Raw genomic sequence first — 13,649 nt, 5'->3', positions numbered from 1 at the left:
AAGGAGAAGACAATGGAGATGATCATGAAGAACGCGTCGATGAATGCCAGCACTGGAAAGCGTGTCCTCCTGCGATCGCGCCTTGCGGCGTTGACGCTTGGGGTGGCGCTGTCGCTGGGCGGTGTGTCCTCTGTAAATGCAATCCCCGTGTATGACGGTGCCAATTGGCTCCAGGCCATGCTGGATCGCATTTCCAACGGCATCGAATTCGGTGAGAACGCCAAGCGCTGGAGTGAAATGCTCAACCAGGTGCGCGAAGCAATCATCGATGTCCAGAGCATTTTCAAGTCGTTCGGTCTTCCGCCAGGCGCCATCCTGACGCGTGTGCCGGATGATTACATGGTGACCGAGGCGTGTGGCAATGGCGGAAGTGGCGATCCCGTGGACATGCTGTTCTCGTACTTTGTCTTCAACCCAAAGGGTGACGTCAAGCAGCAGCAGCGTCAGATCTGCGTCAATATCCGGATGATGCAGAATCGCAAGTACAACGATTCAGTTGACTTCATTCAGCAGACAATCCCGCAGATGGACGATCTGATCACGAAAATCAACGCGAACCGCAAGCGCGACAACCGCGCGGGTACTGTGACCGGCGTTGACAGTGATTCGTTGCGGACGGCCAACGAGCTGGCGGTGCAGTCGCAGTCCTGGCAGGCGCGAATGAAGGCTTACGACGCGTACATCGAGGTCATGGAAGCCAACCAGAAGATCGTTGCCCAGGCGGCATTGAAGGGTGATCCAACGGCGATTCGCCTGGCAAGCGATCTAGTAAAGACCGTTTCGCTCAAGGCCGCGTTGAGCATCAAATAACCGCGTCAACCGGGCACATGGACGCTGCATCGCATTGCGGCGACTAGAGCGGTAGCGGAACTACCAAGGGATTGTGGAAATGTCGATCAGCTCGATTTTCAATTTCAATTTTTCAGGCGGGTTGCAGGATCTTCTGGGTTACGCGGTGCGTATCCAGTCGATCGGCGATTTCGTGTTCTTCCGCCTGATCCTGGACTTCCTGCACGACCGTATCGGGAAGTTTGGCATCGAACTGATGGGCAACATGATGAAGTGGGTTGGCGCCATGGCCCTCATTCTCATGACCCTGTGGGTGCTGATTCAGGGCTATCGAATTGTCACCGGCCGAAGCCGTGACTCGATGATGGTGCTTGTTACCAACATGGCTCGCGCTGCGCTGATTGTCAGTGTCGCTACTAGCATGGCGATGTTTGGTACCAATCTGCAGAAGTTCCTGACCAGTGACGTCAAAGGTGTCATCACCCATGTCGTGACTGGCAAGGATGAAAAGCCTGAGGATCAGATCGACAAGAGCTTGGCTTGGATGCAGGTGGCGTTGTCGAGCATTGATGCCATCAAGGTGTTGGATGATCCGGGGTTGCAGGCTGACAAGACCCGCGCACAGTGGTTCATCGGATTGGGCGCCGGCGGTCCCGCAGTCACGGCAGGTTCGATGCTGTTGCTGTACGAAGTTGCGATGGCGCTGTTCATCGGGCTGGGGCCCTTGTTCATACTGTGCCTGCTGTTTGAACAGACCAAGCAGCTGTTCCAGAAGTGGCTCTTCTACGGTATAGGCACCATGTTCTCGATGGCGGTGCTTGCGGCCATGGTGTCGATTGCATTGGACATGGTGATCCGGGTATCGGCATCGTTCTGGACGACTGCGCTGGTAAATCGTTACTTGCTTAATGGCGCCTCCAGCGACGGCATGACCAGCCAGGCGATGCAGCAGGGCGGCATGGGATTGATTCTGACGACGCTGATCCTGACTGCGCCCCCAATGGCCGCGATGTTCTTCCAGGGCACGCTGGGCGGCTTCATGGCATATTCGCAGATAGGTGGCAGCGCAGCCGCTACTCCGAGTGCGGATGGGCGTCCACCCGGCACCTATACACCAGCTGCTCCTTCGAAGCAGGATTCTGTCAATCCGGAAACCAGTAATTCAGCTGGAAATGGCAGGCTCACTGTTCCGCAAGGCGGTCTGCTGTCCCCCCAGGAAACAGGGCTCCGGGCTGCGAATAAGATCAGCGGCAATTGATGAAGAGGTAAATATGTCTTTGGCTTCGCGCGTGATTCTTCTGATGATTACGTTGGTAGCTGCCGACCAAGCATTTGCAGAAGGGCGCTGCCCGCCAGGTCAGTATCCAATCGGTGGCCCGGGTGTCGGTGGGTGCGCCCCGATTCCAACCGGGGGGGAGAGTGGCACATCTGCGCCCAGGCCCGACGGCCGTTGGATCAAGACGTGGGGTGCCATCTCTCTGTCACCGGCGTCCGGTGACATGGGGGCATCCAAGGATCATAAGGATAAGTCGGCAGCCGAGGCAGAAGCCCAAGAGCGATGTGCGCAGTATGGGGCGACCGACTGCAAAGTCCTGACAACTTACAAGAACCAGTGCGTTGCCTACGCGACCGCGCAGGAAGGACGGAAGGTAAGGACGAACACGGGAGCATCGCGCGAAAGTGCAACCCAGAATGTGCTGGCAGCGTGCAGTAAGGAGAGCATCGGGCAATGCAAGGTGCTCTATACCGATTGCACTGAGCCGCTCTTCAAGTCTTATTGAGCGAAGGAGGGCCGGGGCCTGCAGGCATGAGTTGCTAGAGGTCGCATTACGGGTTGTCAGGGAATGTTGACCAAGCCAACATTCAGAGCGCCTGCTGTACGAGGTCGCTTTGTCCTCGTTCATCGACTTGCGGTCCCTGTTCATTTTCTGTCTGCTGTTTGCCTAGGCCAAGCAGCTGTTCAAAGGTAGTTGTTCTACGGCACAGGCACGATGTTCCCGTTGCGGTTCTGGTGGCGACAGTATCGATTGCGTTGGGCATGCTGTGCGGAGGCCTGGGTTCAGAGATTCCAGGTCAGCGTGGCGCGGCAGAACTTCGTGGGCATGGTGCTTGCCGAGCATTCCGATTGGAATCGCCGAGCTCTCCAATGATCAGGTGGCCCGCCCGCCTGGGCTAGGGTTTGCTCTGTGAAGCTTCCCAGTCCGGGAGCATGTCTGGGCAACGATCGTCCCCTCAGGCCGTCCCGCCTCTCACAATGGGCAGCAAGGCAATGGGTGTCCTCATGAAACGAATCCACCGCGGTCTTCTCCCGTGCCTGCTGATTGCAGGCTTGCTGCCGCTCACTGCCTCGGCCGAAGGCCGCTGCCCTCCGGGCCAGTATCCAATCGGTGATCAGGGTGTCGGTGGGTGTGCCCCGATACCCGGTGCACAGGGGGGTGAATCGGGCACGCCCATGTCAACTGGCGTTTGGCAGAGGCGATGGGGAGCCATTGCCCAGGATGTTTCCCTGCGTGAGCCGGGAAGTTACAGACCCAGAGGGGCAGCCGTTTCCCAGAAGTCGAAGCGTGTGGCACGTTCGCTTGCAGTGGACGCGTGCAGAAGCGACGGTGGGCAGAAGTGCGAGGTCTGGATCGCCTTCCGGGATCAGTGCGTCGCCATTGCCGATCCCGTTGGAACCCTTGCCCCTGGCGCGATCAGTGTCGTGATGACTGCCGGTAGCGAGGTCCTTGCCCGTTCCGGTGCCATGCGGGCGTGTCGAGGGAAGCATGGCCAAGCATGTGAGATTGCCTATTCGGGATGTAGCCTGCCCTGAGGGGCGCTGTCCTTGAATGAGGCCGGGGCAACGATGATGCGTCCATCGAATTCAGGTGATGTGGTTCCAGCGGGTTGGTGACTGTTCACGATAGCTCCGCTTTTTGTGTGATCAGTTGCGCTTTTCTTTTGGGGCCCCCTTCGACGAACGGTGCTTCCTCGAAGTAAGCTGCGTGCGCGTCAAAATTCCGACGCATCGGTGCAATCGAGCGCAGGAGCTTTTCCGTCCATGAGGACTCTGACGACCCACCGTACGGGCGACGCTCGTGACCACCGAAGTCCTCGCAGGGCCAGGGCTATCATCCGCTTTGGCGGACACCGGGACATGTGGCGTATTGCGCGGTATCCCGGCCGTTGCATGGATACTGGCAAGACGGCTTGGAAGGAGTTGCAGGGGATGGAAAAGGGGAGTGGCACGCACATGGACAATGCCCTGGCGTTCGTTCCGTCCGGCGCGAACCTGCTGGAAGCCGTACGCGGCGATCTCACCGGCAATGGCATCGACGACCAGTTGCTGGTGATCGATCAACCGGCGCCCGATGGCCTGGTGCCCGGCGAGCACGGTCCCAACCGGGTGCTGTTGCTGCTGCTGGGTGATGCGGCGGGACGCTGGCAGCTGGCCGCGCGCAACGACAAGCTGGTGCCGTGCTCCACCCGCGGCGGGATCGCCGGCGATCCCTTCGCCTACGTGACGATCGAGGATGGTGCTTTCAGCGTGATCACCAATGGCGGCAGCAGGGAACGCTGGAGCAGCATTTACACGTTCCGTTACGCACCACTGGAGCGGGCCTGCTGGGTGCAGGGCGTACAGCGCAGGGTGGTTGATACCGAGACCGAGGCGACCCATACGCGTGAGTTCTCGGCAGCCGAGCTGGGCAGGGTGCGATTCGAGGATTTCGATCCGTCCGCAGTTGCCGACGTGAGCCTGCCTTGAGTGCCGCGCCTGTGAGGAGGCAGGAGTACCCCACGATGATCGAGCAGGAGTTCCACCGTGTCGCAGGATAGAGAGTCGCAGTTGTTGCGACAGGCCACGGAGGCTGGCATCACCTCGTCCCGGGAACTGGCCAATTTCATGGCCCAGGCCGGGCACGAATCCCGTGGCTTGAGTCGACTCAACGAGAGCTTCAACTTCACCCGGGGCATCTCGCAGATCCCGGTGGAAGCCGCGTGGCGTAATGGTAATGGTGCGCTGGAGAGCGCCCGCCAGGAGGCGCTTCGTGGGCGGCCGGAGAATCTGGCCGAGCTGATGTACGGCGGGCGCATGGGCAACGACGCGCCTGGCGACGCACTGAAGTATCACGGCCGCGGCTATCTGCCATTGGTCGGCAAGGAGAATTACGAGCGTGCCGGCAAGGCGCTGGATCTGGATCTGGTGAATCAGCCGGAACTGGCGGCGCTGCCCGAGCATGCCGGCCGTATTGCGGTGTGGCAGTGGCAGACACGTGTGCCGGAAGCCGCGCGCGAGGATGTGCGCGAAGCGACGCGGGCGATCAATGGCGCGCTCAACGGCATCGAGGCACGCCAGCAGCGCTTCGAGGGCTGGCAGCAGAAGTTGACGCCGGACGTGATGGCGCGACTGGATCGAGGCGAAGTCGGTGCGCCGGCGCAGACCGTTGCACGCGACATGTCACATGCCGGTGAGCCCGGCAACGCGTTGTTCGAGGATGCGCGCCGGCACCTGCAGCAGATGGGACCACAAAGTGGACTGCGCAATGCACAGGAGCTCGACAATACCGCTGGCGCATTGGCGCTGGGGGCGCAGAAGGCCGGCCTGTCGCGCATCGATCATCTGCTGGCGGGCAACGACGGCCGCACGCTGTTTGCAGTGCAGGGCGCGCTGGGTGATCCGGCGATGCTGCGTGCGTCCGTTGACCGGGAGCAGGCCGCCCAGCAGCCACTGGTGCAGAGCAGCCAGCAGTTGGCGGCCAGTGTTTCTCAGCAGGATCAGTCTGCTGCCGCTGCCCGCGAGCAGGAGCAGCGTTCACGTTCGATCTGACCCACGGGGGTGCTTGCGGGGTGGAGGCTCGCAGGTGCTGGACGCAAGACGCGTGGCGCCTTCTGGCGCCGACATGGAAACCCAACGTAAGGACACCACATGCGAATCGCTCTCCCGAATTCCCGGTATGTCGTTGCCCGCTGTACTTCGTCCACACGCCGACTGCCGCCGCTCTGGCTGCTGTCATTGAGCCTCGTTGCTGCGGCGGCACAGGCTCAGGAGGCCGGGCCAGCTGCCACACCCGCGACGATGCCAGTCCCAGCTCTGGCACCCGTACCCGTGCCGCCCGTCGAAAGCGCGCCTCCGGCACCAGTCGCACTGGCTGTCGTCCCATTGCCGCCGGAGCAGGCCACCGAGCGTGCGCTCGGTGCCCGTTGTCCGGTGGATCTGGCCGGGCGCCTGGCGACCCAGGGCGATCTGTTGATCGGTGCCTGCGAGGGGCTGATGCCGGCGCATCTGGCGGCTCTGCTGGTGGCAGTGCCTGAGCAGGACATCCACCTGCCGCGCAGCTGGCGCGAGCGTAGGCTGCGCCAGAAGGTATGGTTCAAGGCGGTGCCGGGCTACGGCCAGCGCCCGGACTTCATCGCGCGGATGGGCGACGTCTGGGTGCGTTCGCTGGAGAGCCGTGACCCCGACAGCACGTTCTATCTGGTGTCGGCGCCTTTCCTCTGCAGCAACCCGGCGACCGCGACGACCGTGGAGGCGCAGGAGCCTGTGCACATGCCGGCCGGTGACTGCCGCGAGGCTTACATCACCCAACGCGTGTACCAGGTGCGTGGCGATACCGCACCGCGGGATGTAACGGCCGAGGCCATGCCGGCCATGCCGCCGTTGACGGAAGCCGATCGCGCACGCCAGCTGGCCCGCGAAGGCAGGATCACACTGGACCACAGCAAGCTTCAGTTTGCCCCGGCCATGCGTTGGTTCGTGCAGTACCCGGAGGCCGCCCAGAAGGGTGGCCCGCGTGCGTTCAGTGACTGGAACCGTGAGCACCTGGCATTCGTGGTCTGGACCGGAGATCGCTTCGAGCTGCGCGAGAGGGTTCCACGCAGCCAGTGGCCATGCGACCCGGTGGCGCCGGGGGATCGGGTCTGTGGCGGCTTCCCGGATTCTGGCCCGGATCTGTTTGTGACGGCCGGTACCTCCGCGCCGATGGCTGCCTCCAGCCCTTGAGCCGGAGTGCCGACGTGCAACGGGAGCCGGAATGATCGGCTCCCGCGCTCGCCATCAGGCCTGCATGCTGCGGGTCTGGTTCTGCTGCTGTTCCAGCTGCTGGTCGCGCTCCAGTGCAAGGCGCTGACCTGCGGCCTGCTGGTCGATGCGCTGGCTGCTCTGTTCCAGCGGTGTGTTCATCGCCACTGCCGTATCCACCGACACGCGAAGGTGAGCGGGGTCACCGCCCTGGCCCTGGACGGCGAAGCTGCGCGAGGCATCGGCATTCATCATTACCTCGTCGATGCGCTTGCCGCCAGCCGCGTGCATTTCGGCCGCCAGGCTGCCCGCCAGCTGCGTGCTCATCACATCCGGCACGCGACCGACCCGCACGTCCTGTGCGTGCACGCCGCGGATCGCGTCGTTGAACAGTGGGTTGCCCAGGTGGTTGGCATCGTCCATGCGCAGCATGCTGGTGTGATGGCCGTTCTTCTCCGCTTCGCGGCGTGCCGGTTCACCGGGCTGCAGTGGGCCGCGGATGTGATCGTACAGATCGATGGCGCCGCCCGGGATGCCGCGTGCGGCGCGGGTGACACCGCGACGCAGTGACTCGACGTCGTCGCGATACTCCTCGATCATCTTGGCGTTGTCTTTCGCCAGCTTCTGCGTTTCCGGGTGCTTCAGCACCGAGCCTTCGTTGAGGAAGTTGCCCAGCTTGTGCGCACCGAACGAGCTGGTGGCCGCGATGATCGGGCGGTCCGGAATCAGATCACGCAGGGCGTGATTGCTGAAGCCGTTTGCGGCCAGTGTCTTGATTTCATCCGGCTTCGCATAGATGCGGACCTGGCCGAAATGCGGTGACGCGGCGCTGACCGGATCGGAGGCCATGACGTGGTTGATCATGGTGTTGCCGCCTTCCGGAATGCGATAGCTGAGGCTGACCGCGCCGTAGGCATTGAAGGTCTCGCCCTTGACGTTGAAGTGGTGCGAGGTGATCTGGGCCAGAGCGCCGCCGAGGGAGTGGCCGGTGACGGTAACTTCGGGCGGACGTTGTCCGAGATCCTGCCCTTCCTTCTTGGCGTAGGCGAGGGCGCGTTGAGTCAGCGCGATGGCGTCCGGAGCCTGCACGTTGGTGCGGGCAACGACCATGCCACCGTCGGTCAGAATTGCATCGCGTGCGATCTGTTCGGTGCCGCGATGTGCGACGACAATTTCATTGGTGTCGACTCGCTGGTAGATCGTTCCCTGATAGCCGTTCAGTCGATTATCAACATGCTCAAGAATCTTGTACTTGTGGCCGTTGATCGGGACGATCTCTTCTTGACCAGGTGCACGACGACCGACCGCATAATCCTTGTATGCATCTTCGGATAGTGCAGCATAGTCCTGGCTGTTGAGGCTCATTGGCGCACCTCACTGGCTTCAAGCGAAGCGGAGAACAGCGCATTCTGCAGTTCAGGCCGGAACTTGGTGGGATCTTCCTGGCCGCTTGCGCCGTAATCAGGAATCTCGTTCACACGCGGATAGTCTGCGCGAGGATAGTGGCGAGTTTCGGTCTCGCCTTTGACGAAGGGCGCTGCCTCAATGAACGACAGGAAGCGCGTTTCACCCTCGGCGCCGGTGGCTTTCAGCATCGCGCCGGCGCCGCTGAATTCCCACTTGCAGACGCCACGACCGTAGTAGTCCTCATCCAGCATCCGGTCGAGGTACACGGTGCCGCGGTATTCGCCGTCGGCGACCTTGCGCAGCTCCACCGGCTCCTGGCTGGTGATGCGTGCGGCGGTACCGGTGGCCGGTTCGATGTGCCCGCACTGGTCTTCGTTGGTCACGTCGTACTGCGCGACACCCTCAACCAGCGCGAACTCACCGGGGGCATCCTTCAGGCGCAGCACCAGTTCATAGGCCTTGCGCGGGCTGGGGTTGAGCTTGGCGAGGCCACGCCCACCCTGGGCGATATCGGCTTCAGCAGCGGCACGTTCCTGGTTCATGGCGGTCTCCGGATGGCAGGCGGTCAACAGAAGCAGAGCAAGGCACGGGATCATCTTGTGGCGCAATGTCGGCCTCCTTTGGGGGTAGAGGGATGGTTGAACTGGCAGCTCATGGCGCGAGTTTCTGCACAGTGGTGGTGGTTGAGAACAGCGCCTCGCGCAGCTCTTCCTTGTACTCGGACGGATTCTCTTTGCCGCTGGCAGGATAGTTGGCAGCGAGCTCGGCTCGAGGATAGGCAATCTTCGGATAGTGGAGAGTCAACGGCGAACCTGCATCCACGCGATCTTTTTTGAGAAACGTCAGAAAGCGGGTATTTGCGGTGTCGCCAGTCGCGCGCAACATCGCACCGACACCCGTCAGCGTCCAATGGCAGACGCCACGCCCGTAGTAATCCTCGTCCTGCATGCGATCGAGGTAGAACGTACCGCGGTACTCGTTCTCACCCACTTGGCGCAGCGCGATAGGTTCCTGACTGGTGATGCGGCCCGCAGTGCCCGTTGCAGGCACGATCCGCCCACATGCTGCGTAGTTGCGTGCGTCGTACTGGGCAACGCCCTCGACCACCGCGAAGGGGCCGGGGGCATCCTTCAGTGTCAGCACCAGCTCGTAGCCTTGCTGCGGTGATGGGTTGAGCTTGGCCAGACCGCGTCCACCTGCGGCAACGTCACGCTCTGCATCCGCGTAAGGCGAGCAGGCCGTCAGCGCCAGCAACAGGCCCATCGGTACCAGATGGCGTCCCTTGCGTGTCAGCATGGCTACATCCATGGCGGCATCCTGCATCGTGCGTCCGTGTCCATATATCCTTCCCTGGTGACAGGTTTATCGATTATGGAGTGTTCTGGAAACCTGGCGCCAGCTACGACTAGGCGTCGGTGACGGAATTTTGACGCATTCAGCGTGCGGCGGTTTCGCCGAATCCATTGCGGCACAGGCGATTCGAGGTGGGGGGAGCGATTGCACTTCGCGTCCGACATTTCGCCGTTCTTTTGTGACAGCGGTCGCTAATTCACGCAACTCTCACGCAAGCAGACATTACGCCATGAACTACACCATCCGTACCGAAGCCATTGATGATCACGCCACTCTCCATGCGCTCACCGAGGCCGCATTCCGGGACACTGCGCACAGCAGCCATACCGAGCAGTTCATCGTCGATGCCCTTCGCGCCCGCGGGGAGCTGAGCGTTTCGTTGGTGGTCGAGATGGACGGCAAGGTGATCGGCCATGTGGCGGTGTCGCCGGTGACGATCAGCGATGGCAGCACGGGCTGGTTTGGCCTGGGCCCGATTTCGGTATTGCCCGCGTGGCAGGGGCAGGGCATCGGTGCGGCCCTGATGCACGCCGCACTTGAAGCACTGCGTCAGCAGGGTGCACATGGCTGTGTATTGCTGGGCGAGCCGGCCTATTACGGTCGTTTCGGCTTCCGTGCCGAGCCGGGCCTGGTGCTGCCGGGTGTTGCGCCGGAGTACTTCCAGACACTTTGCCTGCAGCCTCCGTTGGCACAGGGCGAGGTGCAGTACTCACCGGCCTTCGAGGCGACGGGCTGATCCAGGTTTGGCGCGTTCCTGCTCAAGGCGCGCGCCAGACGGTCGGTTCGGGTTGCGGCTTGGGAATGCGGTAGCCGCCGATGTGTTCAAGCAGTTCATTGGTACGGCGCTGCTCGACCAGTACCTCACGCAGCAGGTTGCGCACGGCGAAGATGGCGAACGGCACCAGGATCCAGACCAGGCTGATGCCCAGCGCAAACAGGGTCAGCAGGGCTTTTGCACCATCCATGCACGGCTTTCCTTGGTCGAAAGCAGCCACGCTAGCACGCGGTTGCGGCCGACAGATGTCAGCCGTTATGCCGAAGGTGGATCAGCGGATACGGACGGCCTTGCGAATCGAGCGGTGAGCGGCCGCTTTCGACGAAGCCCATGCGCAGGTAGAAGCCGACCGCCTGCTCATTCTGCTGATTGACGTCTGTGCTCAGCTCTGGATGCTGGGCCAGTGCGTGCTGCAGCAGTTGCCGGCCGATCCCGGTGCCACGTACGTCCGGATCGATGAACAGCGCTTCCATGTGCGTGCCGTCGATCAGCATGAAGCCCAGCGGCCGATCCTGTGCATCGACAGCAACGGTCATCGGCGCCTGCGGCAGGAAACCGGCGACTTCGGCATCGATCGCCAGGCGATCTTCAGTGCTGAGGAAGTCGTGCGTGGCGTCGACGGCGCGGCGCCAGAGATCGACAAGGGCGGCGCCGTCGTCGGCGCGAGAGGGACGGAGGGTGGTCATGTGTTCACCAAGGTGCTTCGGAAGAGTGCGAAGTATGAGGCTTTCCGGTAGCGCCTGCAGGCGAAGGTTCATCCCGCGTCGCGGTGGCGGATGAAGGGGCTGTGCGCAGTGGCTTCCGCGCGCAGCCCCCCACCTTCTTCGAAATCTTCGCCATCGTTGAAAGGCACGGTTGGCCATTGTTGCCAGCGTGCCAGCCGTTCGCGGTAGTCGCTGGTGGCCGCCGCCAGTGCCGCGCCGTGCGCCTGCACGCGATCCGCTGGCAGGCCGGAACGCACGCCATGCACCACGAACGGTTCCATCACCTCGAATCCGACGTAGCGCAGGCTGTACATCAACGGCCACAGCAGCAGCCGGGTGTCGCCTTCGCGGCCATCGACCGCGCACGCCCGCGCCGAAGAACCGGTGGTGACGCTCAGCAACGCACGCTTGCCCTGCATCACGCCATGTTCGTGGCGCTGATGGCTGTTGTACATCGGCCCATAGACCATCACGCGGTCCAGCCAACCCTTGAGGACGGCCGGCGCCGTGAACCACCACAGCGGGAACTGCAGGATCACCAGGTCTGCGGCCCATAGCAGGTGCAGGTGACGTTGTACATCGGCGGGCAGCTGGTTGTGTTCGGCGCTGTAGCGTTGTTCGCGTTGGGCATCGAAGCGCTCGGGCTGCAGGCGCCGTGGATGGTGCCAGGCCGCTTCCAGCGGATCGAAGCCTTCTGCATACAGGTCGACCATGTCCACCTGCAGATGGTCGTGCCGCAACTGCTCGGCCGCCTGCGTGGCCAGGTGGGCGTTGAAGGAACGGGGTTCGGGGTGGGCAAGCAGGATCAGGGCGCGCATGGGGCGAGGTGTTCGTGGAGTGTGCGACCATCCTCGCGGTGCCGGTATGCCCCGGCAATTACGCACTTTGAGGTAACCATGGCCTTTCCCGGAAATGTCTATGCCGCCGATTGCTCGGCACGCGATGCGTTGGCGCTGATCTCCGGCAAGTGGGTGATGCTGCTGTTGCCAGCGTTGGCGCAGGGCCCGCAACGCAACGGTGCACTGCTGCGGAAGATCGAAGGGATCTCGCAGAAGGTGCTGACCCAGACCCTGCGGCAGCTGGAGCGCAATGGCCTGGTCGAGCGGTGTGACCTGGGCAGCAAGCCGCTGCATGTGGAGTACCGGCTGACCGAGGTCGCGCGCGGCCTGGTCGAGACGCTGTCCGCCCTGGACCGCTGGGCCGAGCACAACTTCCCGGCGCTGGACGCCGCCCGCGAGCGCTTCGACGCACGCTAGCGGCACCTGCACGGCCGCGGGCGTACAATGCGGCCCCGGCGGCCATCCTGGCCCTGCAGACACGCGAGAACCGCCATGACCGATGCCCTGGGTGTGCCGGTGCACGACGCCGATGAACACTGGATGCGCCATGCGCTGGCGCTGGCCGAGCGCGCACAACGTGAGTTCGACGAGATCCCGGTTGGTGCGGTGCTGGTAAGCGCCGAGGGCGAGCTGCTGGGCGAGGGCTGGAACCTCAACATCGCCTCGCACGATCCCAGCGCGCACGCCGAGATCGTGGCCATGCGGGCCGGCGGAAAGCTGCTGGCCAACCATCGTCTGCTTGGCAGCACGCTGTATGTGACCCTGGAGCCGTGTGCGATGTGTGCAATGGCAATCGTGCATGCTCGTGTCTCGCGCCTGGTCTACGGTGCCAGCGACCCCAAGACCGGTGCCTGCGGCAGCGTGTTCGACCTCATTGGCGACGCCCGCCACAACCACCGCGTTGAAATTCACGGCGGGGTGCTGGCCAAGGAAGCCAGCATGCGGCTGACCAACTATTTCCGCGCCAAGCGCGGCAAGCCGCCGCTGCTGCTGGAAGACCACGCCGGCGAGGGCTGAGGGGCGAACGGGTATGATGGGCGCCTCTTTTCATTACCGGTAGGCCGCGCGCCTGCCCAGCAACGAGGCGACACAATGGCGGACACTGGCGCGGCCAACGAGCGACTGATCTGGATCGACCTGGAAATGACCGGGTTGGATACCGATAACGATTCGATCATCGAGATCGCCACGGTGGTCACCGATGCCCAGCTCAATGTGCTGGCCGAGGGCCCGGAATTCGCCATCCATCACCCGCTGGAAACGCTGGAAGCGATGGACGAGTGGAACCGCAACCAGCACCGCCGTTCAGGCCTGTGGCAGCGCGTGGTGGACAGCACCACCACTCTGGCCCAGGCCGAGGCGCAGACCGTGAACTTCCTGGCGCAGTGGATTCCGGCTGGCCTGTCGCCGATGTGCGGCAACTCCATCTGCCAGGACCGCCGCTTCCTGCACCGCCAGATGCCGCGCCTGGAGAAGTACTTCCACTACCGCAACCTGGACGTGTCCACGGTGAAGGAACTGGCCAAGCGCTGGGCGCCGACTGTGGCTGCTGGCGTCGGCAAGAACAGCAACCACACCGCGCTGAGCGATGTGCATGACTCCATCGCCGAGCTGCGCCACTACCGCCAGTTCATGGGCGCGCTGTCGGGGTTGCCGACGGCCTGAACAACGACGCCGGGCATGGCCCGGCGCTACCGGATGACACGCGAACTGGTAGTGGCGGGCGCGGGGCGGGGCGTAGGGGGGCGGGGGGGGGGGGGTGTGGGGGGGGGCGCCGGGGCCGC

17 protein-coding genes are annotated in these 13,649 nt (G+C 63.0%); 11 read left to right on the top strand and 6 right to left on the bottom strand.

Annotation, left to right across the window (positions count from 1 at the left end):
* The first annotated feature begins 12 nt into the window (after positions 1 to 12).
* The 7 genes from ACJ7C5_RS01110 (at position 13) to ACJ7C5_RS01080 (ending at position 6,769) form a co-directional block, all read left to right on the top strand.
* Entirely contained in the window at positions 13 to 810 is a 798-nt protein-coding gene (locus ACJ7C5_RS01110) for a hypothetical protein (RefSeq protein WP_412702832.1), read from the top strand.
* Between the two features lie 79 nt (positions 811 to 889).
* Entirely contained in the window at positions 890 to 2,047 is a 1,158-nt protein-coding gene (locus tag ACJ7C5_RS01105) for a TrbL/VirB6 family protein (RefSeq protein WP_412702831.1), read from the top strand.
* Positions 1,962 to 2,570, top strand: coding sequence for a DUF4189 domain-containing protein (locus tag ACJ7C5_RS01100; RefSeq protein WP_412702830.1), 609 nt, complete (start codon positions 1,962 to 1,964; stop codon positions 2,568 to 2,570). The genes ACJ7C5_RS01105 and ACJ7C5_RS01100 overlap by 86 nt, the downstream gene beginning before the upstream one ends.
* Before the next feature lie 428 nt (positions 2,571 to 2,998).
* The gene (locus tag ACJ7C5_RS01095) at positions 2,999 to 3,601 is read left to right on the top strand and encodes a DUF4189 domain-containing protein (protein ID WP_412702829.1); all 603 of its coding nucleotides are present in this window, start codon (positions 2,999 to 3,001) and stop codon (positions 3,599 to 3,601) included.
* A 420-nt stretch (positions 3,602 to 4,021) separates the two neighbouring features.
* Complete coding sequence (locus ACJ7C5_RS01090; protein WP_412702828.1) at positions 4,022 to 4,534, top strand: hypothetical protein; 513 nt, start codon at positions 4,022 to 4,024, stop codon at positions 4,532 to 4,534.
* A gap of 57 nt (positions 4,535 to 4,591) precedes the next feature.
* Complete coding sequence (locus tag ACJ7C5_RS01085) at positions 4,592 to 5,596, top strand: XVIPCD domain-containing protein (RefSeq protein WP_412702827.1); 1,005 nt, start codon at positions 4,592 to 4,594, stop codon at positions 5,594 to 5,596.
* A 279-nt stretch (positions 5,597 to 5,875) separates the two neighbouring features.
* Positions 5,876 to 6,769 carry a hypothetical protein gene (locus tag ACJ7C5_RS01080; RefSeq protein ID WP_412702826.1) on the top strand — a complete coding sequence of 298 codons (894 nt, stop codon included), beginning with the start codon at positions 5,876 to 5,878 and terminating at the stop codon, positions 6,767 to 6,769.
* Between the two features lie 54 nt (positions 6,770 to 6,823).
* Here ACJ7C5_RS01080 and ACJ7C5_RS01075 read toward each other — a convergent pair whose 3' ends face one another.
* The 3 genes from ACJ7C5_RS01075 to ACJ7C5_RS01065 form a co-directional block, all read right to left on the bottom strand.
* Positions 6,824 to 8,152, bottom strand: a complete 1,329-nt coding sequence (locus tag ACJ7C5_RS01075; protein WP_094000896.1) for an XVIPCD domain-containing protein — start codon at positions 8,150 to 8,152, stop codon at positions 6,824 to 6,826.
* Positions 8,149 to 8,736: a hypothetical protein gene (locus tag ACJ7C5_RS01070; RefSeq protein WP_412702825.1), complete on the bottom strand. Its 588-nt coding sequence runs from the start codon at positions 8,734 to 8,736 to the stop codon at positions 8,149 to 8,151. The genes ACJ7C5_RS01075 and ACJ7C5_RS01070 overlap by 4 nt, the downstream gene beginning before the upstream one ends.
* Positions 8,737 to 8,845: 109 nt before the next feature.
* Positions 8,846 to 9,502, bottom strand: coding sequence for a hypothetical protein (locus ACJ7C5_RS01065; protein ID WP_412702824.1), 657 nt, complete (start codon positions 9,500 to 9,502; stop codon positions 8,846 to 8,848).
* A 223-nt stretch (positions 9,503 to 9,725) separates the two neighbouring features.
* Between ACJ7C5_RS01065 and ACJ7C5_RS01060 the strand changes: the two genes are divergently transcribed.
* Positions 9,726 to 10,283, top strand: coding sequence for a GNAT family N-acetyltransferase (locus ACJ7C5_RS01060; RefSeq protein WP_412703030.1), 558 nt, complete (start codon positions 9,726 to 9,728; stop codon positions 10,281 to 10,283).
* A gap of 22 nt (positions 10,284 to 10,305) precedes the next feature.
* Here ACJ7C5_RS01060 and ACJ7C5_RS01055 read toward each other — a convergent pair whose 3' ends face one another.
* The 3 genes from ACJ7C5_RS01055 to ACJ7C5_RS01045 are packed head-to-tail and all read right to left on the bottom strand — an operon-like array spanning position 10,306 to position 11,844.
* Positions 10,306 to 10,512 carry a hypothetical protein gene (locus ACJ7C5_RS01055; protein ID WP_005410107.1) on the bottom strand — a complete coding sequence of 69 codons (207 nt, stop codon included), beginning with the start codon at positions 10,510 to 10,512 and terminating at the stop codon, positions 10,306 to 10,308.
* A 58-nt stretch (positions 10,513 to 10,570) separates the two neighbouring features.
* Positions 10,571 to 11,080, bottom strand: coding sequence for an acetyltransferase (locus ACJ7C5_RS01050; protein ID WP_412702823.1), 510 nt, complete (start codon positions 11,078 to 11,080; stop codon positions 10,571 to 10,573).
* On the bottom strand, positions 11,077 to 11,844 hold the full coding sequence (locus ACJ7C5_RS01045; protein ID WP_412702822.1) for an NAD(P)H-dependent oxidoreductase: 768 nt from the start codon (positions 11,842 to 11,844) through the stop codon (positions 11,077 to 11,079). The genes ACJ7C5_RS01050 and ACJ7C5_RS01045 overlap by 4 nt, the downstream gene beginning before the upstream one ends.
* A gap of 78 nt (positions 11,845 to 11,922) precedes the next feature.
* On the opposite strand from ACJ7C5_RS01045, the gene ACJ7C5_RS01040 reads away from it, so the two are divergent.
* From ACJ7C5_RS01040 to orn, 3 genes are all read left to right on the top strand, one after another.
* Entirely contained in the window at positions 11,923 to 12,282 is a 360-nt protein-coding gene (locus ACJ7C5_RS01040; protein WP_412702821.1) for a winged helix-turn-helix transcriptional regulator, read from the top strand.
* A 75-nt stretch (positions 12,283 to 12,357) separates the two neighbouring features.
* Positions 12,358 to 12,882, top strand: coding sequence for a tRNA adenosine(34) deaminase TadA (gene tadA / locus ACJ7C5_RS01035; RefSeq protein WP_412702820.1), 525 nt, complete (start codon positions 12,358 to 12,360; stop codon positions 12,880 to 12,882).
* Between the two features lie 75 nt (positions 12,883 to 12,957).
* Positions 12,958 to 13,530 (top strand): oligoribonuclease, encoded by a 573-nt coding sequence (gene orn / locus ACJ7C5_RS01030; RefSeq protein WP_228354623.1) that lies wholly within the window; start codon positions 12,958 to 12,960, stop codon positions 13,528 to 13,530.
* Positions 13,531 to 13,649 lie beyond the last annotated feature (119 nt).

This window comes from Nocardiopsis yanglingensis, from assembly GCF_045809185.1.
Lineage (GTDB): Bacteria > Pseudomonadota > Gammaproteobacteria > Xanthomonadales > Xanthomonadaceae > Stenotrophomonas > Stenotrophomonas yanglingensis.
The sequence above is the reverse complement of the archived record's forward strand: the minus strand, read 5'-3'. Positions and strand labels throughout refer to the sequence as shown.

What these genes read in the sequence shown, in the direction of transcription:
- ACJ7C5_RS01110 (WP_412702832.1), top strand. Translation starts at nt 13, where the DNA reads ATGGAGATGATCATGAAGAACGCGTCGATGAATGCCAGCACTGGAAAG.
- ACJ7C5_RS01105 (WP_412702831.1), top strand. Translation starts at nt 890, where the DNA reads ATGTCGATCAGCTCGATTTTCAATTTCAATTTTTCAGGCGGGTTGCAG.
- ACJ7C5_RS01090 (WP_412702828.1), top strand. Translation starts at nt 4,022, where the DNA reads ATGGACAATGCCCTGGCGTTCGTTCCGTCCGGCGCGAACCTGCTGGAA.
- ACJ7C5_RS01100 (WP_412702830.1), top strand. Translation starts at nt 1,962, where the DNA reads ATGGCAGGCTCACTGTTCCGCAAGGCGGTCTGCTGTCCCCCCAGGAAA.
- ACJ7C5_RS01040 (WP_412702821.1), top strand. Translation starts at nt 11,923, where the DNA reads ATGGCCTTTCCCGGAAATGTCTATGCCGCCGATTGCTCGGCACGCGAT.
- ACJ7C5_RS01055 (WP_005410107.1), bottom strand. Translation starts at nt 10,512, where the DNA reads ATGGATGGTGCAAAAGCCCTGCTGACCCTGTTTGCGCTGGGCATCAGC.
- ACJ7C5_RS01045 (WP_412702822.1), bottom strand. Translation starts at nt 11,844, where the DNA reads ATGCGCGCCCTGATCCTGCTTGCCCACCCCGAACCCCGTTCCTTCAAC.
- orn (WP_228354623.1), top strand. Translation starts at nt 12,958, where the DNA reads ATGGCGGACACTGGCGCGGCCAACGAGCGACTGATCTGGATCGACCTG.
- ACJ7C5_RS01075 (WP_094000896.1), bottom strand. Translation starts at nt 8,152, where the DNA reads ATGAGCCTCAACAGCCAGGACTATGCTGCACTATCCGAAGATGCATAC.
- ACJ7C5_RS01070 (WP_412702825.1), bottom strand. Translation starts at nt 8,736, where the DNA reads ATGAACCAGGAACGTGCCGCTGCTGAAGCCGATATCGCCCAGGGTGGG.
- ACJ7C5_RS01065 (WP_412702824.1), bottom strand. Translation starts at nt 9,502, where the DNA reads ATGGATGTAGCCATGCTGACACGCAAGGGACGCCATCTGGTACCGATG.
- tadA (WP_412702820.1), top strand. Translation starts at nt 12,358, where the DNA reads ATGACCGATGCCCTGGGTGTGCCGGTGCACGACGCCGATGAACACTGG.
- ACJ7C5_RS01095 (WP_412702829.1), top strand. Translation starts at nt 2,999, where the DNA reads ATGTCTGGGCAACGATCGTCCCCTCAGGCCGTCCCGCCTCTCACAATG.
- ACJ7C5_RS01050 (WP_412702823.1), bottom strand. Translation starts at nt 11,080, where the DNA reads ATGAACCTTCGCCTGCAGGCGCTACCGGAAAGCCTCATACTTCGCACT.